The organism is Nocardioides sp. NPDC054178, assembly GCF_055585005.1.
In genome coordinates this window covers 1,040,451-1,067,111 of sequence record NZ_JBVJKY010000002.1, presented here as the reverse complement: position 1 = coordinate 1,067,111, position 26,661 = coordinate 1,040,451, and the positions used below count along the sequence as shown (strand labels likewise).

Annotated in this window: 28 protein-coding genes; 6 read left to right on the top strand and 22 right to left on the bottom strand. The window is 71.5% G+C overall.

The features are described from left to right. Positions 1-36: 36 nt before the first annotated feature. The 8 genes from ACZ6WN_RS11805 to ACZ6WN_RS11770 form a co-directional block, all read right to left on the bottom strand. Positions 37-1,629, bottom strand: a complete 1,593-nt coding sequence (locus ACZ6WN_RS11805; RefSeq protein ID WP_465864823.1) for an MDR family MFS transporter — start codon at positions 1,627-1,629, stop codon at positions 37-39. A gap of 94 nt (positions 1,630-1,723) precedes the next feature. After that, the gene (locus ACZ6WN_RS11800) at positions 1,724-2,329 is read right to left on the bottom strand and encodes a TetR/AcrR family transcriptional regulator (RefSeq protein ID WP_465864822.1); all 606 of its coding nucleotides are present in this window, start codon (positions 2,327-2,329) and stop codon (positions 1,724-1,726) included. A 75-nt stretch (positions 2,330-2,404) separates the two neighbouring features. Next, positions 2,405-2,893: a nucleoside deaminase gene (locus ACZ6WN_RS11795; RefSeq protein WP_465864821.1), complete on the bottom strand. Its 489-nt coding sequence runs from the start codon at positions 2,891-2,893 to the stop codon at positions 2,405-2,407. A 50-nt stretch (positions 2,894-2,943) separates the two neighbouring features. Next, a complete protein-coding gene (locus tag ACZ6WN_RS11790) occupies positions 2,944-3,531 on the bottom strand; it encodes a superoxide dismutase family protein (RefSeq protein WP_465864820.1) in 588 nt (195 codons plus the stop codon). Between the two features lie 72 nt (positions 3,532-3,603). Continuing rightward, positions 3,604-4,293: a hypothetical protein gene (locus tag ACZ6WN_RS11785; protein ID WP_465864819.1), complete on the bottom strand. Its 690-nt coding sequence runs from the start codon at positions 4,291-4,293 to the stop codon at positions 3,604-3,606. A gap of 103 nt (positions 4,294-4,396) precedes the next feature. Beyond that, positions 4,397-5,734: an MFS transporter gene (locus tag ACZ6WN_RS11780; RefSeq protein ID WP_465864818.1), complete on the bottom strand. Its 1,338-nt coding sequence runs from the start codon at positions 5,732-5,734 to the stop codon at positions 4,397-4,399. A 25-nt stretch (positions 5,735-5,759) separates the two neighbouring features. Further along, positions 5,760-6,773, bottom strand: a complete 1,014-nt coding sequence (locus tag ACZ6WN_RS11775) for a PDR/VanB family oxidoreductase (RefSeq protein ID WP_465864817.1) — start codon at positions 6,771-6,773, stop codon at positions 5,760-5,762. A gap of 10 nt (positions 6,774-6,783) precedes the next feature. Further along, positions 6,784-7,887 (bottom strand): aromatic ring-hydroxylating dioxygenase subunit alpha, encoded by a 1,104-nt coding sequence (locus ACZ6WN_RS11770; RefSeq protein ID WP_465864816.1) that lies wholly within the window; start codon positions 7,885-7,887, stop codon positions 6,784-6,786. A gap of 115 nt (positions 7,888-8,002) precedes the next feature. Here ACZ6WN_RS11770 and ACZ6WN_RS11765 point away from each other — a divergent pair, with 115 nt between their 5' ends. Beyond that, positions 8,003-8,596 carry a PadR family transcriptional regulator gene (locus tag ACZ6WN_RS11765; RefSeq protein ID WP_465864815.1) on the top strand — a complete coding sequence of 198 codons (594 nt, stop codon included), beginning with the start codon at positions 8,003-8,005 and terminating at the stop codon, positions 8,594-8,596. 23 nt (positions 8,597-8,619) lie between these two features. Here the strand turns inward: ACZ6WN_RS11765 and ACZ6WN_RS11760 are convergent, their stop codons facing one another. From ACZ6WN_RS11760 to ACZ6WN_RS11730, 7 genes are read right to left on the bottom strand one after another with little or no spacing between them, the layout of a single operon-like run. Then, positions 8,620-9,771 (bottom strand): sensor histidine kinase, encoded by a 1,152-nt coding sequence (locus tag ACZ6WN_RS11760; RefSeq protein ID WP_465864814.1) that lies wholly within the window; start codon positions 9,769-9,771, stop codon positions 8,620-8,622. Next, entirely contained in the window at positions 9,768-10,454 is a 687-nt protein-coding gene (locus ACZ6WN_RS11755; protein ID WP_045550297.1) for a response regulator transcription factor, read from the bottom strand. The genes ACZ6WN_RS11760 and ACZ6WN_RS11755 overlap by 4 nt, the downstream gene beginning before the upstream one ends. Positions 10,455-10,458: 4 nt before the next feature. After that, the gene (locus tag ACZ6WN_RS11750) at positions 10,459-10,875 is read right to left on the bottom strand and encodes a hypothetical protein (RefSeq protein WP_465864813.1); all 417 of its coding nucleotides are present in this window, start codon (positions 10,873-10,875) and stop codon (positions 10,459-10,461) included. 5 nt (positions 10,876-10,880) lie between these two features. Beyond that, positions 10,881-12,026 (bottom strand): molybdopterin-dependent oxidoreductase, encoded by a 1,146-nt coding sequence (locus tag ACZ6WN_RS11745; protein WP_465864812.1) that lies wholly within the window; start codon positions 12,024-12,026, stop codon positions 10,881-10,883. After that, positions 12,023-12,715 carry a methyltransferase domain-containing protein gene (locus ACZ6WN_RS11740; protein WP_465864811.1) on the bottom strand — a complete coding sequence of 231 codons (693 nt, stop codon included), beginning with the start codon at positions 12,713-12,715 and terminating at the stop codon, positions 12,023-12,025. Before ACZ6WN_RS11740 ends, ACZ6WN_RS11745 begins: the two co-directional genes overlap by 4 nt. Beyond that, a complete protein-coding gene (locus tag ACZ6WN_RS11735) occupies positions 12,712-13,371 on the bottom strand; it encodes a TIGR04282 family arsenosugar biosynthesis glycosyltransferase (protein ID WP_465864810.1) in 660 nt (219 codons plus the stop codon). Before ACZ6WN_RS11735 ends, ACZ6WN_RS11740 begins: the two co-directional genes overlap by 4 nt. Beyond that, positions 13,368-14,048 (bottom strand): glycosyltransferase family 2 protein, encoded by a 681-nt coding sequence (locus tag ACZ6WN_RS11730; protein ID WP_465864809.1) that lies wholly within the window; start codon positions 14,046-14,048, stop codon positions 13,368-13,370. Before ACZ6WN_RS11730 ends, ACZ6WN_RS11735 begins: the two co-directional genes overlap by 4 nt. Before the next feature lie 112 nt (positions 14,049-14,160). Between ACZ6WN_RS11730 and ACZ6WN_RS11725 the strand changes: the two genes are divergently transcribed. Continuing rightward, positions 14,161-15,492: a hypothetical protein gene (locus ACZ6WN_RS11725; protein WP_465864808.1), complete on the top strand. Its 1,332-nt coding sequence runs from the start codon at positions 14,161-14,163 to the stop codon at positions 15,490-15,492. Between the two features lie 9 nt (positions 15,493-15,501). On the opposite strand, the gene ACZ6WN_RS11720 is transcribed toward ACZ6WN_RS11725, so the two are convergent. Further along, the gene (locus ACZ6WN_RS11720; protein WP_465864807.1) at positions 15,502-16,548 is read right to left on the bottom strand and encodes an NAD-dependent epimerase/dehydratase family protein; all 1,047 of its coding nucleotides are present in this window, start codon (positions 16,546-16,548) and stop codon (positions 15,502-15,504) included. Next, positions 16,545-17,372, bottom strand: a complete 828-nt coding sequence (locus tag ACZ6WN_RS11715; protein ID WP_465864806.1) for an S-methyl-5'-thioadenosine phosphorylase — start codon at positions 17,370-17,372, stop codon at positions 16,545-16,547. Before ACZ6WN_RS11715 ends, ACZ6WN_RS11720 begins: the two co-directional genes overlap by 4 nt. A 117-nt stretch (positions 17,373-17,489) precedes the next feature. On the opposite strand from ACZ6WN_RS11715, the gene ACZ6WN_RS11710 reads away from it, so the two are divergent. Further along, positions 17,490-18,203: an HNH endonuclease family protein gene (locus ACZ6WN_RS11710; RefSeq protein WP_465864805.1), complete on the top strand. Its 714-nt coding sequence runs from the start codon at positions 17,490-17,492 to the stop codon at positions 18,201-18,203. A gap of 16 nt (positions 18,204-18,219) precedes the next feature. Here the strand turns inward: ACZ6WN_RS11710 and ACZ6WN_RS11705 are convergent, their stop codons facing one another. Beyond that, the gene (locus ACZ6WN_RS11705; protein ID WP_465864804.1) at positions 18,220-19,275 is read right to left on the bottom strand and encodes a restriction endonuclease; all 1,056 of its coding nucleotides are present in this window, start codon (positions 19,273-19,275) and stop codon (positions 18,220-18,222) included. Positions 19,276-19,446: 171 nt separating this feature from the next. Between ACZ6WN_RS11705 and ACZ6WN_RS11700 the strand changes: the two genes are divergently transcribed. Further along, positions 19,447-19,824 (top strand): hypothetical protein, encoded by a 378-nt coding sequence (locus ACZ6WN_RS11700; protein WP_465864803.1) that lies wholly within the window; start codon positions 19,447-19,449, stop codon positions 19,822-19,824. Here the strand turns inward: ACZ6WN_RS11700 and ACZ6WN_RS11695 are convergent. Together ACZ6WN_RS11695 and ACZ6WN_RS11690 are read right to left on the bottom strand one after the other, a co-directional pair. After that, on the bottom strand, positions 19,793-21,049 hold the full coding sequence (locus ACZ6WN_RS11695; protein WP_465864802.1) for an MFS transporter: 1,257 nt from the start codon (positions 21,047-21,049) through the stop codon (positions 19,793-19,795). The two genes, ACZ6WN_RS11700 and ACZ6WN_RS11695, sit on opposite strands and share 32 nt — an antisense overlap. Positions 21,050-21,052: 3 nt before the next feature. Continuing rightward, entirely contained in the window at positions 21,053-21,628 is a 576-nt protein-coding gene (locus ACZ6WN_RS11690) for a helix-turn-helix domain-containing protein (RefSeq protein ID WP_465864801.1), read from the bottom strand. 107 nt (positions 21,629-21,735) lie between these two features. Between ACZ6WN_RS11690 and ACZ6WN_RS11685 the strand changes: the two genes are divergently transcribed. Beyond that, positions 21,736-23,097, top strand: a complete 1,362-nt coding sequence (locus ACZ6WN_RS11685; RefSeq protein ID WP_465864800.1) for an FAD/NAD(P)-binding protein — start codon at positions 21,736-21,738, stop codon at positions 23,095-23,097. Between the two features lie 33 nt (positions 23,098-23,130). Here the strand turns inward: ACZ6WN_RS11685 and ACZ6WN_RS11680 are convergent, their stop codons facing one another. Then, positions 23,131-24,594, bottom strand: a complete 1,464-nt coding sequence (locus ACZ6WN_RS11680; RefSeq protein ID WP_465864799.1) for a malate:quinone oxidoreductase — start codon at positions 24,592-24,594, stop codon at positions 23,131-23,133. A gap of 161 nt (positions 24,595-24,755) precedes the next feature. On the opposite strand from ACZ6WN_RS11680, the gene cds1 reads away from it, so the two are divergent. Further along, positions 24,756-25,844 (top strand): L-cysteine desulfhydrase Cds1, encoded by a 1,089-nt coding sequence (cds1, locus tag ACZ6WN_RS11675; RefSeq protein WP_465864798.1) that lies wholly within the window; start codon positions 24,756-24,758, stop codon positions 25,842-25,844. Here the strand turns inward: cds1 and ACZ6WN_RS11670 are convergent. Then, on the bottom strand, positions 25,808-26,506 hold the full coding sequence (locus tag ACZ6WN_RS11670; RefSeq protein WP_465864797.1) for a YwaF family protein: 699 nt from the start codon (positions 26,504-26,506) through the stop codon (positions 25,808-25,810). The genes cds1 and ACZ6WN_RS11670 overlap by 37 nt on opposite strands. Between the last annotated feature and the right edge of the window lie 155 nt (positions 26,507-26,661).

The window sequence follows — 26,661 nt, the reverse complement described above, 5'->3', positions numbered from 1 at the left end:
GCCACGGCGAGCGTCAAGGAAGCCGCCGAGGAGCCCTCAGCCGGCGACCGCCTCCCCGCGGGCGACCATCCCGGCCTCGTCGGAGAGCTTGACCTCCTTGAGGAACAGCGCGAGCGCGAAGCCGAGGAGGATCAGCGGCACGAGATACCAGAACGCCGGTGCGAGCGCCTCGGTGAAGGCGTCGACGACCCAGGTGTGGAGCGGCTCGGGCAGCTTCTCGACGGCGGCCGGGGTGAGGCTGCCACCGGAGAACCCGGCACCGTCGGCGGGCATCATCCCCGAGGAGGCCATCTTCTCGGCCAGGCCCCCGAAGTTGTCGGACAGCCGTGTCGTGAACACGGTCGTGAACAGCGCCGTACCGACGGTCGCACCGATCTCCCGGAAGAAGTTGTTCGCCGAGGTCGCGGTGCCGAGCTCGTGCGGGTCGACGGCGTTCTGGACGGCGAGCACGATGGTCTGCATGACCAGGCCCATCCCGGCGCCGAGCACGAAGATCATCAGCCCGAAGACGATCATCGACATGTCGCCGGTGATCGTGGTCATCCAGGCGATCCCGGCCGCGGTGATGAGCAGGCCGACGATCGGGAAGATCTTGTAGCGACCGGTCTTCGAGATCGCGATGCCCGAGCCGATCGCAGTCAGCATCAGGCCGGCCATCATCGGCAGCATCAGCAGCCCGGAGCCGGTGATCGAGGCGCCGGTCGACATCTGCAGGAAGGTCGGCAGCATCGCCATCGCCGAGAACATGCCCATCCCGAGCACCAGACCGATCAGCGTGGTCACGGTGAAGGTGGGGTTCTTGAAGAGGCGCAGCGGGATCAGCGGCTCGGGCGCGAGGGTCTCGGTGACGATGAACGCGGCCACCGAGGCCAGGGTGCCGACGAGCACGCCGAGCAGCTGCGGCGAGGACCAGTCGTAACCGTCCTGGCCGAGCGACTCCCACGAGGTCAGCAGCACGATGCCGCAGGTGGAGAGCACCATGAACATGATCCCCAGCCAGTCGACCGGACGTCCGGAGCGGTGCGAGGGCAGCCGCAGGGCGAGCCAGGCCACGGCCAGCGCGATGATGCCGATCGGTACGTTGATCCAGAAGGTCCAGCGCCAGCCCGGGCCGTCGGTGAGCCAGCCACCGAGGAGCGGCCCGATGACGGCGGAGATACCGAAGAGGGCGCCCATCGGGCCCATGTACTTGCCGCGCTCGGAGGCCGGCACGATGTCGGCGATGATCGCCTGGGACAGGATCATCAGCCCGCCACCGCCGAGCCCCTGGAGACCGCGGGCGGCGACCAGCTCGGGGAACGTCTGCGCCATCCCGCCGAAGAGCGAGCCGAGCGTGAACAGGGCGACGGCGACGAGGAACGGCCAGCGGCGACCCCAGAGGTCACCGAACTTGCCGTACAGCGGCATCACGATCGCGATCGCCATGATGTAGGAGGTGATCACCCACCCCTGGTGCTCGACCCCGTCGAGCTCTCCGACGATCGTCGGCATCGCCGTGCTCACGATCGTCTGGTCGAGGGAGGACAGGAACATCGAGGCCATCAGGGCCCCGAAGATCAGCCAGATCGTACGCGGCGTCAGCACGACCAACGGCTTCTCGGGCGCGTCGGGCGCGACCGTGTGACTCATGGGTTGGACCTTCCAGGCAGGAGTGAACAGGCGGGGGTTGAAGGAGCGGAGACACACGGTCCCCGTGTGACGTGAGAGTCCCGAGAGGGTGTGGCTAGTCGTCGAGGAGCAGGCGGAGCTGTGCCACGGCCTCGGGCAGATGCGCCGCCGCATCGCCCTCGTAGCCCGACCGCGCCCAGGCGAGCGCGCTCGCCCGCAGCAGCAGCCCGGCGACCATCCCGATCGTGTCGTCGTCGACAGGGGAGGGCCGTGCCGTGCGGCGCTCGGCGAGCAGCTGCTCCAGCTCGCCGACGACGCGCTGGTGCCAGGCGATGTGTCGCTGGACGAGCCGGGGCTCGGACATCATCAGCCGCATCGCCCGCTCGCCCTGCTCGATGTTGGGGGCGGCATTCCCCAGGAATCCCGCCACCAGCGCCTCCAGGTCGGTCATCAGTCGTCCCGACGGCCCGCCGGAGACGAACGTCGCGCGCACCTCGGCGTCGAGGTCGATCTCCTGGATGCCGAGGACCGCGTCGTCCTTGGAGTCGAAGTAGTTGAAGAACGTACGCGTCGACAACCCCGCCGCGGAGCTGATCTCCTCCACGGTGACGTCATCGAGACCGCGCTCGCCGACCAGTCGCTGAGCAGCCTCGATCAGCGCCAGCCGACGCTCCCGCTTCTGACGCTCGCGAGCGTTCGAAGGCGGGGGTGATGTGGGCACCGCACTATTCTTGCAGTGAGTGCAAGTTGCAGTCAATGCAAGAAATGTGTGTTCGGGGTAACACGCCCCCGGCGCTCAGGCCCCGGCGGCCGCCTGGTGGAGCGCGTGGATCTCCTCGACCAGCTCGGGGACGGGGCCGACGACCTCGACAGCGGGGGCGACCTCCTGGATCGGCAGCGCTCGCACCGGCGACTCACCGGCACCCCAGCCGGTCCGCCACTGCGTCAGCTGCTCGGAGGAGGCGATGTAGACGATCCGCCCGACCCCGGACCAGCCGTGCGCCGCCGAGCACATCGGGCAGTGCTCGCCGGACGTGTAGACCGTCGCCCCGGCCCGCGTCTGCGGGTCGAGCCGGGTCGCCGCCCAGCGGGCGAGGACGATCTCCGGATGTGCGGTCGGGTCGCCGGTCGAGTGCTCGCGGTTGCGATCCTCCTGGAGCGCGTTGCCGTCGCTGTCGGCCAGGACGGACCCGAACGGCCCGTCGCCGTCCGCCAGCGCCTCGGCCGCAAGCTCCAGGCAGCGTCGCAGGTGGGCCATGTCAGTCGGGGTCAGATCGGTGGTCACCGTTCCAGTCTGCTGTCCCCGGCGGCGTACGTCGCTTCATTTCGCGACGGTCAGCCGGCCTCGATCACCGCGCAGGCGATGCGGTCGCCGGCGTCGCCGGTCTTGGTGGTGTCCTCGTCCGGGCCCTCGGGGGCGTAGCGGTCCGGGACGTTGGCGTAGTTGTCCCGGCCGGCGTGGATCATGACCGCGCTGCCGTCCGCGTCGCGGAGGTCGTCGAGCGTGAAGGGGGCGGTGAGCTCCAGGCTGGCGGTGCCGTCTTCGTTCACGAGGAGCGCGGGCAGGTCGCCGAGGTGCTCGCCGTGGGCGCTGTCGTCGGGGTTGAGGTGGCCGCCCGCGGAGAGGAAGTCGCCGGTCTTGGACGGGTCGTCCGGGGCCGCGCTGTCGGCCTCGCACTTCCCGGTCGTGTGCACGTGAAACCCGTGGTAGCCGGCCGACAGGCCGCTCACCCGGACGCTCATGTGGGTGGCCCCGTCGTCCTCCTCGATCTCGACGGTCCCGACCCGCTTCCCGTCCGGACCGGCGAGCTTCGCGCTCACCTCGTTGCGATCGTCCGGGTCGGGATCGGTCCCCTCACCACAGGCGGCGAGGGTCAGCAGGCAGCCGGCAGCGAGTGCGGCTGCCGTGGCACGACGGAACATGGGATACCTCCACGAGAACGGGATCCGGTCATCTCCACCGTACGTCGGGGGAGCTGCTTGCCGCGTGAGGGATCAGCAGCCGTCGCGGAGCAGGCCTGGCCGGTGGCCGACGGAGACCTCGATGAACTCGATCTTCGCGTCGCGGGAGCTGCCGGAGAGCAGGAAGCCGATCCAGCGGTCGCCGTCCCGGACGACCCAGGTCGTCTGGCCGTAGTCGTTGGTCTGCTGGGCGCCCATCCCGTAGATGTCCTTGAGGACCATCAGGGAGTCGCCGATCGTGACGCCTCGGGCGGTCTCGAGCACGGGCTTGCTCATCCCGAACGAGCCGATGTTGCCCTGTTGGTCGTAGATGACGTCGACGCCGTCGCCGACCTGGTCGACCCACTTCCAGTGCTTGCCCTCGCAGGCCTCCTCGCGCGCGGTGTCGCGGGTCATCCAGCCCTGCTGCACGAGAGAGCGTACGTTGCCCTCGGCCTTGATCTTCCCGAAGGCCCCGGGCGCCAGCGGGCCGCCCCAGTCGAGGTTCGGCGTCGGAGTGGCCGTGACCGGGACCTCCGAGGGCGCCGGTGTCGGGGTGGGAGTCGCGGGCGGCTCGGAGGACGGGGCTGCGGACGGGGATGCGGACGGTGCCGTGGAGGAGGGGGCGGCGGAGGGCGAGCCGGCCGACGGGGCCGGGTCGCTCCCGCACCCGGCGAGGCCGAGCAGACCGACCACGGCGGTCGCCGCGAGCGCGGCACGGAGCTGGATGCGGGATGTGGACATGGGTGGACTCCTCGTCGGTCGTACGCCCCGAGCGGGCGTCCTGCCGATCCAGACGCTCCACGGCCCGTCCCGGTTGCAGCCGGGACGGGCCGATTCCCCGCGCCTAGGCCGAGGCCATGTCCGGGACGGTCCGAGCGGCTCGCCCGGTCCGCAGGAAGAGCAGGGCGACGGCGGAGATCGCGACCACGACGGCAGCGCCGACGTACAGGTTGACCGGGGTCCACGAGGCGTCGAGCAGGCGCCCGGCGAGCATCGGCGACAGGATCGCCCCGATGCGGCCGATGCCGATCGCCCAGCCCATGCCGGTGCTGCGGATCTCGGTGCCGTAGACGGCCGGGGTGATCGTGTAGAGGCCCGCGATGCAGCCGTTGATGAGCGCCCCGACCCCCACGCCGATGATCAGCGCGACGCCGAGCAGCGCCGTGCTGGTGATGAAAACGACCATCGTCACGGCCGAGAGCACGGTGAAGCCGATCAGGACCAGGCGGCTGTCCAGCCGGGAGGCGACGAGACCGTAGAGGACCGAGCCGGCAGTGCCGCCCAGCGCCAGCATCATGCCGGCGGTGACCGCGTCCGCCTCCGCCATCCCCGAGGTCACCAGCAGCTGCGGGGTCCAGCTGTTGACGAAGTAGAAGCCGAACATCGTCGCCAGGAACGCCACCCAGATGAGCAGGGTCGAGCGCCGCAGATCAGCGCCCAGCAGGACGCCGGGGTTGCCGTTGCGGTGCCGGCTCGTCGGCTGCGGCGCGGCCTCGAGCGTGTCCGAGGTGATCGCGGGCTGTCCGAGCCGCCCGAGGATCCGGTTGATCCGCTCGACGGCCTGCCGCGGCCGGCGCTGGACCAGGAAGTCGACGGACTCGGGCAGCAGCACCACGAGGAGGATCAGCGCGATCCCGGTCGCGACACCACCGGCGACGAAGACGCTGCGCCAGCCGAGGTCGGTCAGCATGCCGCGCGCGGCCACGCCGCCTAGGGTGGCGCCGATGCCGTAGCCGGCCGTGTAGAGGCCGATCGCCAGGCCGCGCCAGCGCGCCGAGGCGTACTCGCTCGCGATCACGTTGGTGCTGGCCAGGATGCCGCCGACGCCGAGCCCGGTGACGACGCGGGCCAGGCCGAGCAGGACGGCGGACGGGGCAACGGCGGAGAGCAGCATGCCGAGGGTCGCCAGGCCGACGCTGATCAGGATCAGCGGGCGGCGTCCGATGACGTCGGCGACCGGGGCCAGGGCCAGCGAGCCGACCGCCATGCCGACGAGCCCGGCGCTCAGCAGGAGGCCGAGCTCCGAGCCGCTCAGCGCGAACTCCTCGCTCAGCGAGGAGGCGGTGAAGGCCATCGCCATCACGTCGAATCCGTCCAGGCAGTTCAGCAGGACGCAGAGGGCGACGACCATCCACTGATACGGGGTCATCGCGGCGGCGTCGATGCGCGCACGAAGGTTCATCTCGGGTCTCTTTCGGGGTGGGGGTTCACGGGAGGTGCAGGGTCACGGCCGCCGGCTCGGCGGAGGATGCGTCGGGTTCGCCGCGGGCGGCGCGAGCGACGCAGAGGCACAGGGACGCGTACGTCTCCTTCTGCTGCTGGCTCAGGAAGACGTCGCGGTGGTCGATCCGGCCGCTGACGTCGAGGACCTTGACCTGGCAGATCCCGCACTCGCCCTTGCGGCAGTCCCACATCACGTCGACGCCGGCGTCCTCGAGCGCGTCCAGCATCGAGCTGTCCTTGCCGACGCGGACCGAACGGTCGAGCTGGGGCAGGTGCACGACGAAGTCCTCCGCCGCCCAGGCGCCGCTGCTGCCGAAGGTCTCGAACCGCAGGTTGGGCTCGGGCAGCTCGTGGGCCACCCAGGCACGGCGGATCGCGTCCATCAGCCGGATCGGGCCGCACATGTACATCTCGGTCCGCGCTGCCGCCGGCGAGCCGGCGACCTCGCCGACCAGCGTCTCCACGTCGAGGCGTACGTCCTCGTCGTCGACGAACACCCGCACCCGGTCGCCGTGCACCTCGACGAGCTCGTCCAGGTAGGCCATGACGGCGCGCCGCCGGCCGGCCAGGACGAGCGTGTAGTCGGCGCCGCGACGGCGCAGGGTGTCGGCCATCGCGACCAGCGCGGTGACGCCGATCCCGCCGGCGACCAGCACGTAGCGGTCGGCGCCGACCCCGAGCGGGAAGCTCTGGACCGGACCGGTCATCTCGACCACGTCGCCGGCCTCGAGGCCGTGCATGTGGCGGGACCCGCCGCGGGAGGTGGGGGCCAGCTGGACGCCGAGGGTGAGCCTGCGGCCGCCGTCCTCGGAGCGGACGACGGAGTAGGACCGCTTCCGGACGTGCCCGGAGAGGTCGAGCCGGAGGTCGACGTGGGTGCCGGGCGCGGCGTGGACGGGGCGGTCGGGAGCGAGCACGACGCGGCGTACGCCTTCGGCGAGGTCGTCGGTCTCGACCACGCGGCCCTGCTGCCACCAGGTCTGGGTGTTCACTGCCATGGCTGCGGCCTCATTTCGCAGCCGCGGCGGCGGGGAGACCCTCCGCCTGCAGCATGCGGTCCAGGATCCGGCGCACCCACATCCCGCCGGCGTCGATGTTGAGGCTGTAGAACTCGTGGTCCGGGTTGGCGTCGATCGCACGCTGCTGGGCGGCCAGCATCTCCTCGTCCTCACCGAAGACGCCGTGGACGCCCTGGCGCAGCTGGGTCGTGATCGTCTGGCTCTCCAGGCGGTAGTTGCGCATGAAGGCCCAGAAGTAGTGCGACGTGCGCGCGGTCTCGGGGGTGATCGTGTTCATCACGAAGCCGTTGACGCCCTGGCTGCGGTCGCCCTCGGGGGCACCGGTGCCGGCCTTGGCGACGCCGACGTCGATGCGGATCGTCGAGGGTGCCTCGAAGTGGATGATCTGCCAGCGGTCGACCTTCCCGGTGAAGCCCGGGAACCTGTCGCGCATGTTCTTCAGCCAGAACGGGGGCGCGTCGATGTCGCGCATCCAGCGGGTCACGGTCACGCCGCGGTCGGTATGGCTCACCTCGAACTCGGCCTCGGAGAGCTCGTCCTGCCCGATGCTCGAGCTGTGCACGAACTCCTCGTGGGTGAGGTCCATCAGGTTGTCGAGCACCAGCTGGTAGTTGCAGGGCGCGTAGATCGTCTCGCCGTCGCCGGCCCACTCCGGGGAGTCCATCTGGTGCATGTCGGGCACGGCGTCGGGGTCGGCGAGGTCGGGGTCGCCCACCCAGACCCACACGTAGCGGTGGCGCTCCACGACGGGGTAGGACGGGACGATCGCGCTCGGGTTGATGGTCTCCTGCGCGGGCATGCTCGTGCAGCGGCCGGCGGAGTTGTAGCGCAGCCCGTGGTAGGGGCACTGGAGCTCGTCGCCGAGCACCTTGCCCTTCGACAGCGGCGCCAGCCGGTGCCAGCAGGCGTCGGCCAGGGCCACGGCACGGCCGTCGCTGTTGCGCCACAGGGCCAGCGGGCGGTCGGCGATGGTGCGGGCGAGCGGCTGCTTCGCCGTCACCTCGTGGTCCCAGGCCGCGACGTACCAGGCGTTGCGGGGGAAGTTGAAGATCTTGCTGGCGGCGGTGACCGGAGGCGATTCCAGGATGGTCATGGGGAACTCCCTATGGAGATAGGTGTTGTGCTCGTCACAAACTACCTATCTCTATAGTTAGTGGCAAGAGTTGGATACGCTCGCGCCACGATCACTGCGTGAAGAGGGGGTCACGATGTCGCTGAGGTACGCGCTGCTCGCGCTGCTCACCTCCCGCCCGATGACCGGCTACGACGTCTCCAAGCAGTTCAGCCAGTCGGTGGCCCACGTCTGGCACGCTCCCGACTCGCAGATCTACCCGGAGCTCAACCGGATGGAGCGCGACGGCCTGCTCGAGGCCACCGTCGTGCCGTGGGGCAAGAAGGGCACCAAGAAGGAGTACGCCGTCACCGAGGCCGGGGTGAAGGCCTTCCGGGAGTGGATGGACGCGCCGATCGAGATCCGCCGGCAGCGGGAGCCCGCCTACCTCAAGGCGGCCTATCTGGAGTGGGCCGAACCCGGCGCTGCACGCGCCGAGCTGACGCAGTTCCGCGACCACTGGACCGAGCACCTGGCGATGCTCGAGGCCACCCGCGCGACGCTCGTCGACCGCAGCCATCCCACCCTGGCCCGGCGGCTCGAGCACTATGAACCGCGCCAGTGGGACCGGATCGTGCGCTACAAGATCTTCGCCTACGACGGCCTGATCGACCAGGCCCACGCCGCGGTCGCCTGGGCCGAGCGCGGGCTGCTGCTCGTCGACGAGCTGGAAGGCTCGGCGGTCGACTGAGTCACGCCGGAGTCACGCCGGAGTCACGCCGGCAGGCGGACGTGGAACCGGCAGCCGGTCGCGGCCGGAAGGTTCTCCACCCAGACCCTGCCGCGGTGCGCGTCGACGAGACCCTTGACGATGGCGAGGCCGAACCCGGCGCCCTGCCCACTGGTGCCGTCGGCCTCCTCGGGCGCGGGCGGGGTGCGCGCCGAGCTGCCCTGCCAGCCGAGATCGAAGACCCGCTCCATGTCGCCCGGATCCAGGCCGCCGCAGCCGTCGCTGACGCTGAGGTCGATGCTGCGTACGTCTCCGGGAGCCGTGCGGCAGTGCACCTCCACCGTGCCGTCGGCGGGGGTGTGGCGGATGGCGTTCATCAGCAGGTTGGAGACGACGCGGGACAGGCTGGCCGGGTCGGCGGTGATCTCGAGGCCGTCCTCGACCCGGCCACCGAGGCGGACCCGCCGCTCCCGGGCGACCGGGTCGGCCCCGGCCAGCGCCTCGCTGACCAGGTCACCGAGCAGGACCGGCTCGGGTGTCAGGGTGAGCGCGCCGGCCTGGATCCGGGAGAGCTCGAAGAGGTCGTCCACGAGCCGGGCCAGGCGATCGACCTCGACGCGGATGCGCTGGTGGTAGCGGTGCGGGTCGGCCGCGATCCCGTCCTCGAGCGCCTCGGCCATCGCCCTCAGGCCGGCCAGCGGCGTACGCAGGTCGTGGGCCACCCAGGAGATCAGCTCGCGGCGGGACTCCTCGAGCCGGGCCTCCCGGGCGCTCGCCTCCTCGAGCCGCCGCTGCGTCTCGGCGAGCTCGGCCGACAGCGACCGGAGCTCGCGCGGTCCGCTCTCGGCGGGCTCCTGGTGTCCGCCGAGAGCCATCGCGCGGGCCTGCCGTTGGACGGCTCCCGACCAGCGGACCATCGCGGAGCCGATGACGAACGCGACCAGGATCGCCACCACCACGGCGATCGAGGTGACCACGGTGATGACCAGCAGGTCGTGGCCGGAGAGAAACATGAGCCACGCGATCCCGAGCACGCCGCCGAACACCGTCAGCACGGCGACGGCGGCGACGAGAGTGAGCTGCCAGCGGATCGACCAGCGCCGCGTCAGCCACGCGACCAGCAGCCCGGCGAGGCCGACGGCGAGACCGGCCCCCGCGGCGACGAGGGCGATCAGGACGGCATCGGCGAGCTTCATGCGCCCACCTCCGCGGGCTCCCAGCGGTAGCCGACGCCCCAGACGGTGACCAGCCGCTCCGGCCGGGTCGGGTCGGACTCGATCTTCTCCCGCAGCCGGCGTACGTGGACCGTGACCGTCGAGCGGTCGCCGATCGTCCAGCCCCAGACGTGCTCGAGCAGGTCCTCGCGGGTGAAGGCCTTGCCGGGGTGGGCGATTAGGTAGCGGAGCAGGTCGAACTCGCGGGTGGTCAGCGCCAGCTCGGCCCCGGCGTTCGTCGCCACCCGCCGGTCGGCGTCGACCACCAAGGAGCCGTCGGAGACGACGCCGCCCTCGCCGGAGTGGCCGGTGCGCTTGAGCACCGAGTCGACGCGCAGCACCAGCTCCCGTGGACTGAACGGCTTGCCGACGTAGTCGTCGGCACCGAGCTCGAGCCCCATGATCCGGTCGGCCTCGCTGCCGAGCGCGGTGAGCATGATGATCGGCACCTCGCTCGCCAGCCGCAGCCGACGGCACACCTCCAGGCCGTCGATGCCGGGCAGCATCAGGTCGAGGACGACGATGTCGGCGGGTCGCTCGCTCATCGCGCGCAGCGCCTGCTCGCCGTCGCCGGCCTCGACGACGTCGTGCGAGCCCGCGCGCAGGTAGGAGGCCAGCACCTCGCGCACGGTGAGGTCGTCGTCGACCACGAGCACACGGGCCATGGGTCTACTCCTCCTCGGCCGTCGGTTGGGGCGAGCGTAGTTCGCCGAGCGCGACGGTGACACCGGCACACACGCACAGGGCCGCGAAGACCAGCAGGCCCTGGGTGTAGTCGCGGTCCAGCAGCGTCGGGTTGTCCGGCTCCGCACCGAAGCGGCCGAGGACCGGGATCGCGACCAGAGCCGCCGGGCCGAGCAGCACCAGCACCGTCACCGCACCACGGGCGACGGGCCGCGGCAGCAGCCGGCCACCGAGCCAACCGAGCCCGAGCACCACCGGCGCCAGGATCCCGTCGTGGATCACGACCGCCGCCGCCAGCCAGAGCACGACCTCGACGATCTGACCCAGGTCCTGTCTGCTGACGAGCAGCCAGGCGCCGTACGCCATCACGACCGTCCCGACCACGATCAACCCGCTGCGCATGCCTCTCATCCGAGCACCTCGATCCGGGAGACCCACTTCGTCTGCATGACCCCGGGGCGGTCGGGCGCGATCAGCCGGACCGGGTAGCCGTGGTCCATCGAGAGCGTCTCGCCGTCGAGCGCGAGGGCCATCAGGGTGCGGTCGTCGTCGGCGAAGTTCGCCGGCAGCACCGTGTCGGCGGAGGCGCTGAACGTCTGGATCGAGCGGACCCGCACCTCGCGCCCGCGCGGGGCGCCGACCAGGTCGAGCAGGTCGCGGAGGCGTACGCCGCCCCACTCGCCGGCGACGCTCCAGCCCTCGACGCAGGCGATCGGGAGGGTGTGGGTCCGCTGCTCCATGGCGACCAGGTCGTCGCGGGTCAGCGACCGCGTCGTGGTGCCGTGGACGACCTCGAGCCGGTAGGCGGCACTGCTCGCCTCGGCCACCACTCCTGCCGAGTGAGCGGTGCGGTTGATCGGGATGCCGTGCGCTCGCGAGCGCGGCGAGAGGGCGGCGAGGCGGCCGATGCCGGGAACGGTGCCCGCCGCGTAGAGCACCGCAGCAGCGACCGCGGAGGTGCCGGCCAGGGCCAGGACGCCGCGCCGGCTGACGGGCCCCGGCCGGACCGCGTTCGGCCGGTCGTGGGAGGTGTCGTCGACGTCTCCCGTCAGGGCGTCGCGGACGACCGGCAGCTTCACCGCGACGTGGACGAGCAGCGCCCCGACGGCGACGAACGCGAGCGCGTAGTGGGTGCTGCGGAAGCTGAAGCCCCACGGATACCACTGCGCGACGTTGAGCAGGCCGGTGGTGAGCTGGACCAGCGAGGTGCTGACCAGGACCGCGATGGAGCCGCGCTCGAGCGCGGTCGGCAGCGCTTCACGGACCTGTCGCGGCAGCGGCTGGAAGAGCTTGGGGAAGACGACCCACAGCTTGATCAGCAGCAGCGGGATCGCGGCGGTCCCGGCGACGACGTGCAGGCCCTGGGTGATCTGGTAGAGCCGTGAGGGGCTCGTCGGGAGCGGCACCGGCTGGTGGTCGATCTGGGCGTAGTGGCTGATCAGCCCGGTCACGAGCGCGATCAGGAAGCAGATCCCGAGCCACAGTCCGACCCGCGCGGCGACCGCGGCGCTGCGCAGGCGCGAGCTGAACGAGCTCTCCGAGGGGATGATCATGCGGCGTCCTCCACGAGTACGGCGACCCAGCGGTCCCCGGCGGGGGTGAGCGGAGCCCGGGCCGACCGGCGGGGCCGGGTCGGCCGGTGCGGGAGCGGCTCGAGCCGCCTCACCGCGAGCCCGACCTCGGCCGCGATCGACCCGATCGCGTCGGCGCCGACGACCGCCCACGGGAACCGCGAGAACCCGCCGCAGTCGCAGACCAGCTCCGCGAGCAGCGGGCGGCTCGGTGTGCCGGGCGGATGCACCTCGGCGACCACCCTGCCGCCCGGCACCAGCAGCCGGCGGACCCGGGCGAGGAGGGCGATCGGGTCCCCGCCGATCCCGAGGTTGCCGTCGGCGAGGAGAGCGGTCGCCCACCAGCCCTCACCGGGGAGCGGCTCGAAGAGGTCGCGACAGACCGCGCGACCGCCGCGGGACTCGGCCTCGGCGACGGCCTCCGGGACGACGTCGACCCCGAGCGAGGGCAGGCCCCGGGCGGCGAGCGCGGCGGTCATCCTGCCGGGGCCGCAGCCGAGGTCGACCGTCGGTCCGGCGCAGTGGGAGAGCAGGGCGAGGTCCGCGGCGTCGGCGGCGCGGGTCCAGTCCTCGACAGGAAGTCGCCAGGCCGTGCCGTCGACGCTCACCACCCGGCACTCCTCGCGGGCGAAGGCGTGCGCGAACGCCGACTCCGCCGCCACGGCCGTCATCGGGTCACCCGCGCGATCTCGGCCGCGGCCGCGGCGAAACGGGTCTGTGGAGCGGCTGCGGCGACAGGCGTGACGTCGGCGAGGTGGTCGACGTCGCGGAGCCGTTCACCGGCGGTGACCCGCAGGCCGAGTCGTTCGAGGGCGGCGCGGGTGTCGGCGTACGTCTGGGGGGTGGACATGGGGACGTCGCACAGCGCGGTGGCCGCTGACGGGTCACGGAGCGCCAGGGCCCACCAGCCGCCGTCCTCGGCCGGCGCGAGCACGGCATCGGCCGCGTCCAGGCCGCCGGCCACGGCCAGCAGTCCGGCCGCGGTCACCTGCGGGGTGTCCATGCCGATCTGCACCACGGGCCCGGTGACCTCGGCGTGGGCGTTCGCGAGCCGCTCCCCGAGTCCGCTCCCGCGCTGGCGGGCGAGGGTCCATCCGTCGAGGGCGGCCCGGATCTCGTCGGCCAGGAAGCCTTCAGCGAGGTCGCCGGAGAGGGCCAGCCGGCACCGGGCCGCTCCCACCGCCAGCGTGCACGCCTCGATCGTGTCGAGCAGAGCGGCCGCCGCGACAGTCGTGGCGGCCGCCTCCCCGACGTCGGCCGCGAGCCGGGTCTTCACCCGGCCGGGCACGGGCGCCTTGGCGGCGAGGAGGAGCGTCGGTGTCGTCATGAGAGCACCCGCCAGAAGTCGTACGCCGCCCGTAGGCTGCCCCGCACGGAGCCGGAGACCTTCGAGCGGGTCCCGGCGGTCCGCGGGTGGTAGTCGACGTCGATCTCGTGGACCCGCCAGCCGGCCCGGGCGGCCCGGTCGAGGAGCTCGACCGGATAGCCCGAGCGCCGGTCCTCCACACCGAGCCCGAGCAGCGCGTCGCGACGGCCGGCGCGCAGCGGGGCGATGTCACGCACCACCAGGCCGGTGCGACGCCGCAGCGCGGTCCGGACCAGCCGGTTGCCCATCCTGGCGTGCCACGGCTGGGCGCCGCGGGTCACCGGCCTGCGGCAGCCCAGCGCCAGGTCGGCCTCGCCCCGCCTGATCGCCTCGACCAGAGGCAGCGCGACTGCAGGATCGAAGGAGCCGTCACCGTCCATCACCACGACATAGGGCGCGGTCGCGGCCAGCAGCCCGGCGTGCACCGCCGCCCCGTATCCCGGCCGCGATTCCGACACCACCCGCGCCCCCTGCGCGCGGGCGACGTCGGCGGTGCCGTCGGTCGAGCCGTTGTCGACGACGATCACGGAGAGTCCCGCCGGCACACGCGGCAGCAGCTCGCGCAGGGCGGCCGCCTCGTCGCGGCAGGGCAGGACAAGGTCGATCTCTGGGTCTGTATCGGGGCTGTTCTCGGCCATGTGATCGACTCTAGGAACGAGCCGCCGCCGATGGGGCCGGCAGATCTTACGGTCCGGTGACGGGCCCGTGCGTCGGCGATGATCGAGCCGTCGCGGACCTACGCTCGCAGTCGTGCACTCCTCCGCTCACCGCGCCGCCATGGTGGGGCTCGTCGTCACGGTCGCCCTCGTCGTGGCGGCGGTGGTCGTGCCGCCTCTCCTCGACTGGCAGGTGTGGCCACGGGTGCATCTCGACGACGGCACGTTCGCTCCGCTCCACGGATATCCGCAGGTCAAGGTCGGTATCGGCACGCTCCCGGCGGTCCTGCTCGCGCTCGCGTCGCTGCGCTGGGCGGACCCGATGGCGAGGCGGCTGCGCTGGCGTCGCCTGCTCCTGGTCGCGTACGCCGCCGGGCTGGTGTGGCTGCTGGCGCTGGCGCTGGTGGACGGCCCCGAGGGCATCTCGCGGGTCCTGGGGAACCCGACCGAATACCTCGAGACGGCCCGGTCGGTCGATGACGTCACCGGGCTGCTGCGCGAGTACGTCTCCCGGATCCCCTACGACGCCCCGGCGGGGAACTGGCCGGTCCACGTCGCCGGGCACCCGCCCGGGATGGTGCTCTTCTTCGTGCTCCTGGTGAAGGTGGGTCTCGGCGGGGACCTGGCGGCCGGCCTGGTCGTCACGGTGATCGCCGCGACCCTGCCGCTCGCGGTGATGACGACGGTCCGCGTCCTCGGCGCCGAGGACGCGGCGCGGGCGGCGGCGCCGTACCTGGTCCTGTCGCCGAGCGCGGTGTTCCTGGCGGTCTCGGCCGATGCGGTGATGGCGGTCGCGGTCGCCTGGGGGATGTGCTGCCTGGCCCTCGCCTGCCGGGCCGGGGTAGGTCGGGGCTGGCCGTGGGCGATCCTCGCCGGCCTGCTCCTCGGCTGTGTCGTGATGATGTCGTACGGCCTCCCGCTCACCGGCGTGCTCGCGCTCGCCGTGCTCTGGCTCGGCCGGGGGTGGTGGGTGCTGCCGGTCGCGGCGGCGTCTGCGCTCGCGGTGGTGCTCACCTTCGCCGCCGGCGGCTTCGCCTGGTGGGAGGCGTATCCCGTGCTGGTCGATCGCTACTGGGACGGGCTGGCCAGCCAGCGCCCGGGCGCCTACTGGACCTGGGGAAATCTGGCCGCGCTCGCGATCAGCGCCGGGCCGCTCGTCGGCGCCGGGCTCGGCGCCACCTGGGCCGTCCGCCGCGACCGGGCCGAGCGGGTGGTCGTCGTCCTGGTCGGGGCCGCGGTGATCATGGTCGCCCTCGCGGATGCCTCCCAGATGAGCCGGGCGGAGGTCGAGCGGATCTGGCTGCCCTTCATCCCCTGGCTCACCCTCGGCTGCGCCCTCCTGCCCGAGCGCTGGCGGCGGCCCGGTCTGGTGCTGCAGCTCCTGACCGCGCTGCTCGTCCAGCACCTGCTCTACACGAGCTGGTGACCCCGGAGCCTACGACCGCAGCGGCGCGGTGGCGAAGGCCGGCAGACCGACCTCCGGGAGCACCTTGGCGCGGAAGCCGAGCTCCTTCTCCGCCAGCTGCGGGGAGGCGACGACATGGCGTACGTCGCCGATCCGGTAGCGCCCGGTGACCACCGGCGCCACCTCCGTCCGGGTTCCGCGCGCGACCAGCGCGGCCACCTCGCTGATGGTGACCGGGTGACCGGAGGCGACGTTGTAGGCCGCCAGCTCCCCGGGTGGCCGCTCGGCGGTCGCCTCCAGCGCCGCCAGGTTGGCGCGGGCCACGTCGTCGACGTGGACGAAGTCGCGCTGCTGGCCGCCGTCCTCGAACACCTGCGGCGCCTCGCCCCGCTCGAGGGAGGACCGGAAGATGGCGGCGACCCCGGAGTAGGGCGTGTCCGCGGGCATGTGCGGCCCGTAGACGTTGTGGTAGCGCAGCGCGATCGCCGTCGCGTCGGCCTGACGTGCCCAGGCGGAGGCGTAGTGCTCCTGGGCGACCTTGCTGGCTGCGTACGAGCTGCGCGGGTCGAGGCGGGCCGACTCGGCCACCGGCGCCCAGGCGAGTGCTCCGCCGCAGAGGTCGCAGTGGTTCTCGAAGTCACCGGAGTCGAGCGCGGCACGCGAGCGCGGTGGCGGGACCCGGTCGCCGTGGGTCTCGCAGACGTAGCGGCCCTCGCCGTAGACGACCATCGAGGAGGCGAGCACCAGCCGGGAGACCCGGTGCGCGCTCATCGCGGCCAGGAGCGCGGCGGTGCCGAGGTCGTTGTGCGCGGCGTACAGCGGGAGGTCGGCCACGGTCACCCCGGCGCCGACGACCGCGGCCTGGTGGCACACCGCGTCGATACCGTCCAGCAGGTCGCCCCACCCGCCGGCGTCGCGGACGTCGAGGAGGTTCGTCCCGGGCGGCGGCTCGGCCGCCTCGCCGTGGGCCATCGGCAGCAGCACGTCGAGGCGTACGACCTCGTGACCGGCCTCCTCCAGCACCCGGCCGACCGCGGTGCCGATGAAGCCGGCGGACCCGGTGAGCAGGACCCTCATGGGATCTCGTAGGCGAGCTGCTTGCCCTCGGCCCAGGTCGAGCAGGGACACCCGGCCGGGTCGGGCAGGCCGCCGATCGTGTCGGCCAGGACGGTGCGCATCCGCTCCAGGTTGGCGGCGAAGAGCGCGTAGACGTCGTCCTCGTCGACGCCTTCGCCCTCGGCCGCGCCCGCGTCCATGTCGGTGACCAGGCACAACGGGGCGTAACACATCCGCAGCTCGCGGGCGAGCGCCGCCTCCGGGGCGCCGGTCATCCCGACCAGCGTCCAGCCCTGGGCGGCATGGTGGACCGACTCCGCGCGGGTCGAGAACCGCGGCCCCTCGATCACGATGAGCGTGCCCCCGACCTTCACGGACGGGTCGGCGGTCGCGTACGCCTTGGCGATCCGCGCGCAGTAGGGGTCGGCCAGCGGTACGTGGGTGGCGCCGCGCTCCACGTAGCTCGGGATCCGGCGCCAGGTGCGGTCGACGAGCTGGTCGGGGGTGACCAGGTCGCCGGTCGCGACCGCATCGGGCCGGAGACCGCCGACGGCGCTGGGGGAGAGCACCTGGGTCACGCCGAGCGACCTCAGTGCCCAGAGGTTGGCGCGGTAGGGGATCGCGTGCGGCGGGTACTCGTGCGAGCGGCCGTGGCGCGGCACGAAGGCCACCGAGCGGCCCGCGACGGTGCCCACCGTCACCGGCGCCGAGGGGGCGCCGTAGGGGGTCTCGACCGTCACCTCCTCGGCATCGGTCAAGAACTCGTAGAGCCCGGTGCCGCCGATGACCCCGACCTCGGCGCGGCGTGTCTGTCCCGTGTCCAGCCCAGTCTCCAGCCCAGTCATGCCTTCACTGTGCCAGCGCTCGACCCCGGGCGACAGGGCTCGGCGCATCCGTCACCGTTCGGTAATACCTACGCGGACGCGGGTCGCTGTCGGTGGTCGCGGGCACAATGCGACGGCGTGGGGAGACGTACGTCGCTGGGAGTGCTGGTCGTCCTGCTGGCGATCGTCGGCTGGGTGGTCTCGTTGTGGCTGCCCGACGAGGCGCCGCCGACACGAGGTACGCCGCCGGTGGCGACCGCGGTGCCGTCACCGGGTCCGGTCGACGTCTCCGAGGCGCGCCGCGACCTCGCCGCGTCGGCGACGGTCGCGAGGCGACCGGAGGGGCTGGCGGCGTACGAACGCTCGGTGTTCGGAGGGGGCTGGGCCGACAGCGACGGGAACGGGTGCAACCAGCGCGACGACGTGCTCCTGCGCGACGCCGTCGAGGTGCGCACCCGGCCGCAGGGTCGATGCGACCACGACGTGCTCGCCGGCACGTGGGTCGACCCTTACACCGGCAGACGCCTGGTCTTCACCGACCTGAAGGAGCCCGAGCAGGCCCAGGCGATCCAGATCGACCACGTCGTGCCGCTCGCGGAGGCCTGGCGCTCCGGCGCGAGCGGCTGGTCCCCGGACCGGCGCCGTGCCTTCGCCGGCGACCTGGGCAACCTGCTCGCCGTCGACGGCCCGGCCAACATGAGCAAGAGCGACGAGGATCCGGCGGGCTGGCGTCCGCGGAAGGGGTTCCAGTGTGCGTACGCGGCCCGCTGGATCGAGACCAAGACGAGCTGGTCGCTCGCCGTCGACGACAGCGAGCGCCGGGCGCTCGGGGAGATGCTCGGCTACTGCTGAGCGGCTGACCCGTGGTTCAGACCGCGCGGCGGTAGTTGGCCATCGCGCGGTCGTAGGCCTCCCATGCCCGCCAGGACTCGAGGGCCCGTTCGCCCTGGGGCTTGAGGCCGTCGACCTTGTGATAGGACTCGCCGCTGGCGTACTGCGACTCCCGGCCCGTCACCAGCGAGAGCAGCATCGGCAGCACGCTCTCGTCGGTGACCGTGATCGTGGCGACCTGGAAGGTCTGCCGCACCCATTCGGCCCGCTGGTCCGAGCCCAGGACGAGCACCACGGGCAGCTGCGACGCCCGGACGATCGCGTCCAGGATCGGCCCGAGCCCGTCGGGGACCCAGCGCTCACCGGACGGCGGGGTGGGTGCTTTCGGGATGCTCATGGTCGAGGGGGAGCCGGCGACCACGTAGCTGGCGGACGTCGTGGTGGGGACGACGTACGTGGTCGTGTACGCCGGGATCTGGCCGGTCAGCGGGCCGGCGATCTTCTCGACGGTCGGCGCGATCGCGTCCGGAGCCACGTCCGGAGCCACGTCGGGGGCGATCTCGTCGGCAGGTTTCTCCGCCCGCCGGCGCGGCCTGATCGCGGGGATCTTCGAGGTGAAGTTGAAGCTGCCCGTGCGGGTGGGGTCGATGTGCTTGCCGGGGACCGGCTCGGGCGCCCGGCCGAGGGTCGAGGTCGGCGCCGGGGCCGTGGCGGTGGTGACCAGCTCGGCCGCGTGCTTCCCGTGCGGCCGGATCGAGCCGTCGCCGGCGAACTCGAACAGCGCGACCCGGATCCGGTCGGCCCACTCGACCGCGTCCACGGTGTAGCCGGCGCGGCTGAACAGCGCGACCGTCCGGGCGTCGTAGGCGTGGCCGGCGCCGCGTACGGCACAGACGCTGCGCGCCTCGGTCGGGGAACGGGTGAGCACCACCTGTGCGACGACGATGTTGTCCGGGCGGCCGCCGATGATGTCGATGTCGGCGGCCGCGGTGCTGCCCGAGGGGGCAGCGTCGGGCCAGCCGAGGGAATGCAGATGCTCCGCGGCGTACTTCTCGGCTTCTTCGCCCGTTCTGGGCTGCCTCGGGGGTGCCAACGTAGGGTCCTTCCTCGATCCTCCACTCGGGCCTCCCTGCCCGATCGAGATTGGGGAGGATGATAGGCCCGCGGCGTACGTCCTGTCCGGCGGGGTGGCGAATCGGGTCGCGCTGTTCGCTTCTGGCGGATCCAGCCACGGATGTCGGTGCTCGCCGCTAGCGTGATGTACATGAGGCGCCCGCATGAGAACGTCGCTACGGTCCTGGTGGACCCGCGTGTTCTGGGCGACATCGAGATCGAGCTGATGTCGCTCGACATGCCGCTGTGGCGGGTGTGCGCGGCGCCGATCGTGAAGGACGGGCAGCGGCTCGCGTTCCAGATCCGCAACCGGCTGCTGATGTCCAAGCGGGGCGAGTGGGACTGCGCCAAGGACTGGGTCCCGGTCTGGATCGGCTTCGGCTCCACCTGGGCGTTCCCCGGCGAGGCCATCCCGTGGCCCGCCCACAAGGCGCTGTGGACGCTCCTGGAGGACTACTCCGACCACGTCCGCTACCAGAAGCGGCTCGGTGGCATTCCTAGGATTCCGCGGTTGCGGGAAGCCTGCTAGCCGTCGTCGGGGTGCGCTCGATCTGCTTCCAGGTCGGGTCGATCGCGGGGAACATCGTGACCACGAAGTAGGCGACGCCGAGGATGGTGAAGGCGCTGGTGAGGCCGATCGTGGAGACCAGGGTCCCGCCGAGCAGGCCGCCGAGCGGCATCAGGCCCCAGGCGCCCGCGGCGATGAGGGAGGTGACGCGGCCGACCAGCGGAGCCGGTATGCGCTCGAACTTGATCGCGCCGATGATCGGGTTGAGGAACCCGCTGAACACACCGGCAACGGCGAAGACCGGAAAGATCACCCACAGCGGTGCCCCGAAGGCGATGACGGCGAACCGCGGCAGGCCGGTGATGAGAAAGGCGACGAGGTACGTCGGGTAGCGCCGCATCCGGTCGCCGACCGTGGCTGCGATGGCCGAGCCGATCGCCGAGCAGCCGCCCATGACGGCGAACAGCAGGCCGAGTGTCTGCGCACTGGCATGCGTCTGCGCCCACAGTGGCATCAGGACGCTGCTGGCGGCAGCGTCGATGAGGTTCGTGAAGGCGACCATGACGGCGATCCCGAGCAGCACGCGGTCACCGCGGAGATACCGCCAGCCCGCGGCGAGCTGTCCGAGATAGGGCGTCGGGTCCTTGGCCTCGGTGGGGTCTGCGGGCTCGGCCGGGCGAGGGAGACGTGCCGTCGTGGTGGCCAGCACCACCGCGCACAGTGCGAACGAGACGGCGTCGATGGCGATCGCGTTGGCCGCACCGACCACGCCGATGAGCACGCCGGCGGCGGCCGCTCCGAACATCGAGGCCGTGCGCTCGATCACCGAGTGCAGCCCGGTCACCCGCTCGGTGGATACGCCGGCGGAGGCGACCAGCTCCGGGATCATCGCGCTCTTCGCGTCGTCGCCCGGGCCGCGCAGGGCACCGGCGGCGGCCACGAGAACGAGCAGGGCAGCGAAGTGCAGCCGCCCCGTGGCGTACAGGAGTGGGATGAGGCCGACCACGACGGTGGAGCCCAGGTCGCAGGTGATCGACACGCGGCGCTTTCCGAGCCTGTCGATCAAGGGGCCGCCGAAGATCTTCATGGCCACGAGGGGGGCCAGCTCGAAGAGGGCGATCAGTCCGGTCTTGGTGGGGCTGCCGGTGGTCTCGAGTACGAACCAGGGGAGTGCCAGCATCGAGAGGCGGGTCCCGACGAAGGAGATGGCGTTGGAGGTCAACCAGCCGTAGAGAGGGAGCCGCATCGCTCAGTCCGCCTCCGGGTCCCTGCCCAGGTGGCCCGGCTGAGGGAAGGCGTTGAGCTGGAAGGTGAACGGCTCGCCCTCCGGTTCGTCCTCGAGCTCGCCGAGCATGTCCATGATGCGATCTCGCACCTCGATCGCCTTTGCCGGCGTGAGACGCGGGATCCAGTCGCTGTAGGTCGTCGTCTCTCGCCACTCGTCGGGCAACATGACGCGCTCCTCGATCGAACGCTGCAGCTTCTCCGCGTAGTTGGTCACCACGACCTGCAGGTAGGCGTCGAACGCCTCACGCGCTTCCTCGTTGTCGGGGAGCTGGTCGCTGTCGGTGTGCGTCATCTGGTGGGCCGCCTTCCACCAGCGCTCACGGCCGTTGCCGCGCTCCGGGTCGTCGACGATGAACCCGTGCTGGGCCAGATGCCTGAGGTGGTAGGAGGTGGCGCCGCTGTTGAGGCCGAGCCGGGCCGCCAGCATCGTCGCCGTCGCGGGCCCGTCGACGCGCAGGATGCCGAGCATGCGCGTCCGGACGGGGTGGGTGAGTGCCTTCAGCTGGTCGAGGCTCGGGACGATCGACGGTTCCTTCATGCCTCCACGATAGACCGCAAAGAACTATTTGCAAATACTTCTTTGCGGTCCGTGGAATCGGAGTAACCTGCTGAACAAACCTCGAATAGCGCAGATAGGGTGTCGGGGTGACGACCCATGCTGCGCCGCCCACGCCGACCTCCGCCCCGACGGTGGCGATCATCGGGGGAGGAGCCAGCGGCACGCTGACCGCGATCAACCTGCTCCGCCGCGGTGCTTCGGTGACGTTGTTCGAGTCGCGCGGAGAGGCCGGCTACGGCGTGGCCTACTCGACCACCGACGGTCGCCATCTCCTCAACGTCCGGGCCAACAACATGTCGGGCTTCCCCGACGACCGCGACGACCTGCTCGACTGGGCGGCCGAGGCCGGCATCGAGCTCGGCCCGATCGACTTCCTGCCCCGGCGCGACTACGCGCGCTACCTGCGTGACCGGCTCGCCGGTGCTGCCGAGAACGGCCCCGGGGCGCTGGAGACGGTGGGCGAGACGGTCATCGACGTCGAGCCGGTCGGTGCCGGTTTTCGGGTCCTGACCGGCGACGACGGAGGTCGTGCCGCCGACGCGGTCGTCCTCGCCTACGGCAACCCGCCGCCCCAGCCGCTGGCCGGTCTCCCCGAGGCGCCGTGGAACCTGTCGGACCCCTGGGACGTGGCCCGGATCAGCGCCCTGCCGGAGGATGCCACCGTGCTCGTCGTCGGCACCGGCCTGACCGCCGTCGACACGACCGTCACGCTCCTCGACGACTCCCCGGCTCGTCGGGTGATCATGGTGAGCCGCCACGGCCTGGTCCCCAACCCTCACATCGACGACCAGTTCACCTCCTGGGTGACCCCGGTCCCCGACGGCCCGCTGACCGCCGACGGCATCGCCGGCCTCGTACGCGACCAGATCGAGCACGCCGCCGGTCTCGGCGTCGACTGGCGCGCCGTCATCGACGGCCTGCGTGGCCCGACCCAGTCGATCTGGCGTCGCCTGTCCGAGCCGGAGCGCCGACGATTCCGCGAGGTCTACGCCCGCGAGTGGGAGGTACGCCGCCACCGCATGGCCCCGCGCATCGCCGCCCTCCTCGACACCTACCAGGCCGAGGGACGCCTGGAGATCCTCGGCGGTGGGGTGCTCGGCTGCCGCGTGGATGCCGGGTCGAACGGCGCCGGGCAGCCGGTCGTCTCCCTGGCCGACGGCGAGCGCGAGGTCACCGCGGTGGTCAACTGCACCGGCCCCTCACCCGATATCACCCGCACCGACAACCCCCTTCTGCTCGCGCTCCAGAAGCGCGGCCTGATCGCCCCCGACCCCCTCCGCCTCGGCATCGACGTCACCGAGGACGGCCACGTCATCGGAGCAGACGGCACCGTCGTACCTCAGCTCCTGACCGTCGGCCCGCCCTGCAAGGGCGCGCTCTACGAGGCGACCGCCATCCCCGAGATCCGCGGCCAGGCCGCTGCCGTAGCCGCCCACCTCACGAGCTGACCGCCCGCACGACCAGCGGTGGTCAGCGGTTGGTCAGCCGAGGTGGAGCTGGCGGTCGGTGCGCGCGAAGGTCTCCGCAGCGAGCTCGGGGTCGGCGCTGAGCTCGGGACCGGTGGCCGGGATCATCGTCTTCAGCTGGGGCTGCCAGGCGTCCCAGCGGTCGGGGAAGCAGCGGCGCAGGACGTTGACCATGATCGCCGGGGCGGTCGAGGCGCCGGGGGAGGCGCCCAGCAGGCCGGCGATGGTGCCGTCCTCGGCGGTGATGACCTCGGTGCCGAACTGGAGCACGCCGTCGGGGCGGATGACCTGCACCCGCTGGCCGGCGATGATCCGCTCCCAGTCCTTGCGGTCCGCGGCGGGGAAGAAGTCCTGCAGGTCGTCGAACTTCTTGCGCGGGGAGCGCAGCAGCTCCTTGACCAGGTAGACGGTGAGATCCATGTTGGTCAGCCCGGCCCGCAGCATCGGCACCAGGTTGTGGGGCCGCACCGAGAGGAACAGGTCGGTGAGCGATCCGGTCTTGAGGAAGCGCGGGCTCCAGCCGGCGTACGGGCCGAACATCAGGTGGGTCTTGCCCTCGACGTAACGGGTGTCGAGGTGGGGCACCGACATCGGCGGAGCGCCGACGGCGGCCTTGCCGTAGGCCTTGGCGCGGTGCTGGGCGACGAGCTCCGGCTTGGACGTACGCAGGAACTCACCGGAGACCGGGAAGCCACCGAAGCCGCGGATCTCCTGGATGCCGGCCTTCTGGAGCAGCGGCAGCGCGTAGCCGCCGGCGCCGACGAAGACGAAGCGGGAACGCAGGTGGTACTTCCCGCTCTCGTTGCGGCCGTAGATGTGCCAGAAGCCGTCCATGGTCTGGTGCAGGTCGGTGACCTCGGACCCGGTCTCCAGGTCGGCGCCCTTGTCCACCAGGGTGCGGGTCAGGATCGAGGTGAGCGAGCCGAAGTCGACGTCGGTGCCGGCGTTGGTCCAGGTGGCCGCGACCGGCTCCTCGGCGAGCGACGTGGCCGAGCGGCCCTCGAGCAGCAGCGGCGCCCAGCCCTTGATGACCTCGGGGTCGGTGGAGAACTCCATCCCCGGGAAGAGCGGGTGGGCCGAGAGCGCCTCGTAGCGCTTGCGCAGGTAGTCGACGTTCTCGGCGCCCCACACGAAGGACATGTGCGGGACGGTGTGGATGAACTTGTCCGGGTCTGGGATGCGGCCGTTCTCGACCAGGAAGGACCACAGCTGACGGGAGAGCTGGAACTGCTCGTTGACGTTGACGGCCTTGGAGATGTCGACCGAGCCGTCGGCGTTCTGCGGGCTGTAGTTGAGCTCGCACAGCGCGGAGTGGCCGGTGCCGGCGTTGTTCCATGGGCCGGAGGACTCGACGGCGAGCGAGTCGAGCCGCTCGATCATCTTGATGGACCAGCTGGGCTCCAGCTCCTGGAGGAGCACACCCAGGGTGGCGCTCATGATGCCGCCGCCGATCAGCACTACGTCAAGAGGTTCGTCCACAGGTCTTTTGTCTCGCTTTTGGGGCCGCAATGGTTAATCGGGGTCCTTAGATCGGTCTAACTTGTGGGCAACTTCACTGCCGGACCCGATCGTGTTCCGTCCAGTCATTGTGGCTCACCGCACATGCCGGGGACAGATCAGGGTGGAGTTACGCTCGGCCGGTGCCCCGCCTCTCTGACTCCCATCGCGCCTGGATCGACGAAGCCGTACGCCGCGTCGAGGCCGACGCGCAGCGCTCGGCCGACACTCATCTGCACGTCGTCCCGCTCCCCGGGTGTCCGGGCATCGACCTCTATCTGAAGGACGAGTCCGTCCACCCCACGGGCTCGCTGAAGCACCGGTTGGCCAGGTCGCTGTTCCTGTACGCGACCTGCAACGGCTGGCTGCACGAGGGCGCGACGGTCGTGGAGGCGTCCTCGGGGTCGACCGCGGTCTCCGAGGCGTACTTCTCCCGGCTCCTCGGGCTCCCGTTCGTCGCGGTGATGCCGCGCTCGACCTCGGCCGAGAAGGTGCGCCTGATCGAGTGGTACGGCGGCACCTGCCACTTCGTCGACCGTGCACCCGACATGTACGCCGAGGCCGAGCGCCTCGCCCGCGAGTGCGGCGGCCACTACATGGACCAGTTCACCTACGCCGAGCGCGCCACCGACTGGCGCGGCAACAACAACATCGCCGAGTCGATCTTCGACCAGATGTCGCAGGAGCGGCACCCGGTCCCGACCTGGATCGTCGTCTCGGCCGGAACGGGCGGCACCTCGGCGACGATCGGCCGCTACCTCCACTACCGACGCCACCCCACCAGGCTGATGGTCGCCGACCCCGAGAACTCCGCCTTCTACGGCGGCTGGGAGACGGACACCTCCGACTACGCCACCGGGATGCCGTCGCGCATCGAGGGGATCGGCCGGCCGCGGGTCGAGCCGTCCTTCGTGGGCGGGGTGGTCGACGACATGGTCCAGGTGCCCGACGCGGCCTCGATCGCGACGATGCGCTGGCTCTCGGCCCGGATGGGACGCTCGGTCGGTCCCTCGACCGGCACCAACGTGTGGGCATCGCTGGGTGTCGTACGCGACATGGTGGCGGCCGGCACCGAGGGCAGCGTCGTCTCGCTGCTGTGCGACTCCGGGGAGCGCTACCGCTCCTCCTACTACGACGACGGCTGGGTGAGCGAGAAGGGCATCGACCTGGCGCCGTACGCCACGGCTCTCGCCGACTACGAGCGCACCGGGGTCCTCGTCGACCCGTCCTGACGCGCCCAGATCCGCAGCCCCAGCGTGAGCAGCGCCCACACGCCGGCGACCAGCGCGATCTCGCTGAGGATGTAGAACGGCCACGGGCCGAGCAGGTCGAGCATCGAGGCGAACTCCGGCTTGTAGCGCAGGTAGCCGTAGTTGGCGTCGAGGACGAGGTTGAGGACGTAGGCCACCACGGCCCAGGTCGCGGTGGTTGCGACCGCCCAGCCGTAGCCACGCCAGCCGGGTAGCAGCTTGAGCCCGAAGACCAGGTAGACCGCGGCCAGCACCACCATCAGGTGCATCACCCAGAAGGTGAAGTAGCTGACGTCGGGGAAGTCCATCACGTCCGGGGTGAACACGCCCTGCGTGGTCAGGGTGAGGCCCCAGAAGCAGGTCAGCGCGGTCGGGTAGGGATGGTGGGTCCACAGCGCGATCGCCGCCGCGATCCACGCCAGATCGCACAGCTGGACCGGCAGGTCGATGAAGAGGTCGAAGTCGGTGACCCACTCGTGGGCCAGCAGCGGGATCACCGTGAGCGGAAGCGCGATCGCGAATCCGCGGGAGAATCTCGACGGTTTCGTGTCGGCCCGCTGCTGTCTGCCCAGCCGGACCACAGCCACGATCCCTGCTGTGAGCAGGAACAACGGCACCAGGTGGGTCAGACCGTAAGCCTGCATATCGGAAGTCTGACGGCATTCTCGAAAAAATTCTTCCCGACCCGCGTCATGAGTCCCGGGGCGGCCCGTTTCATCCGCGAAAGGTCGTCCACCGGTGGGGGGTGGACGACCTTCCAGGTGGCGGTCCCTCTGAATGCACACCGCGGGGGTGGTGT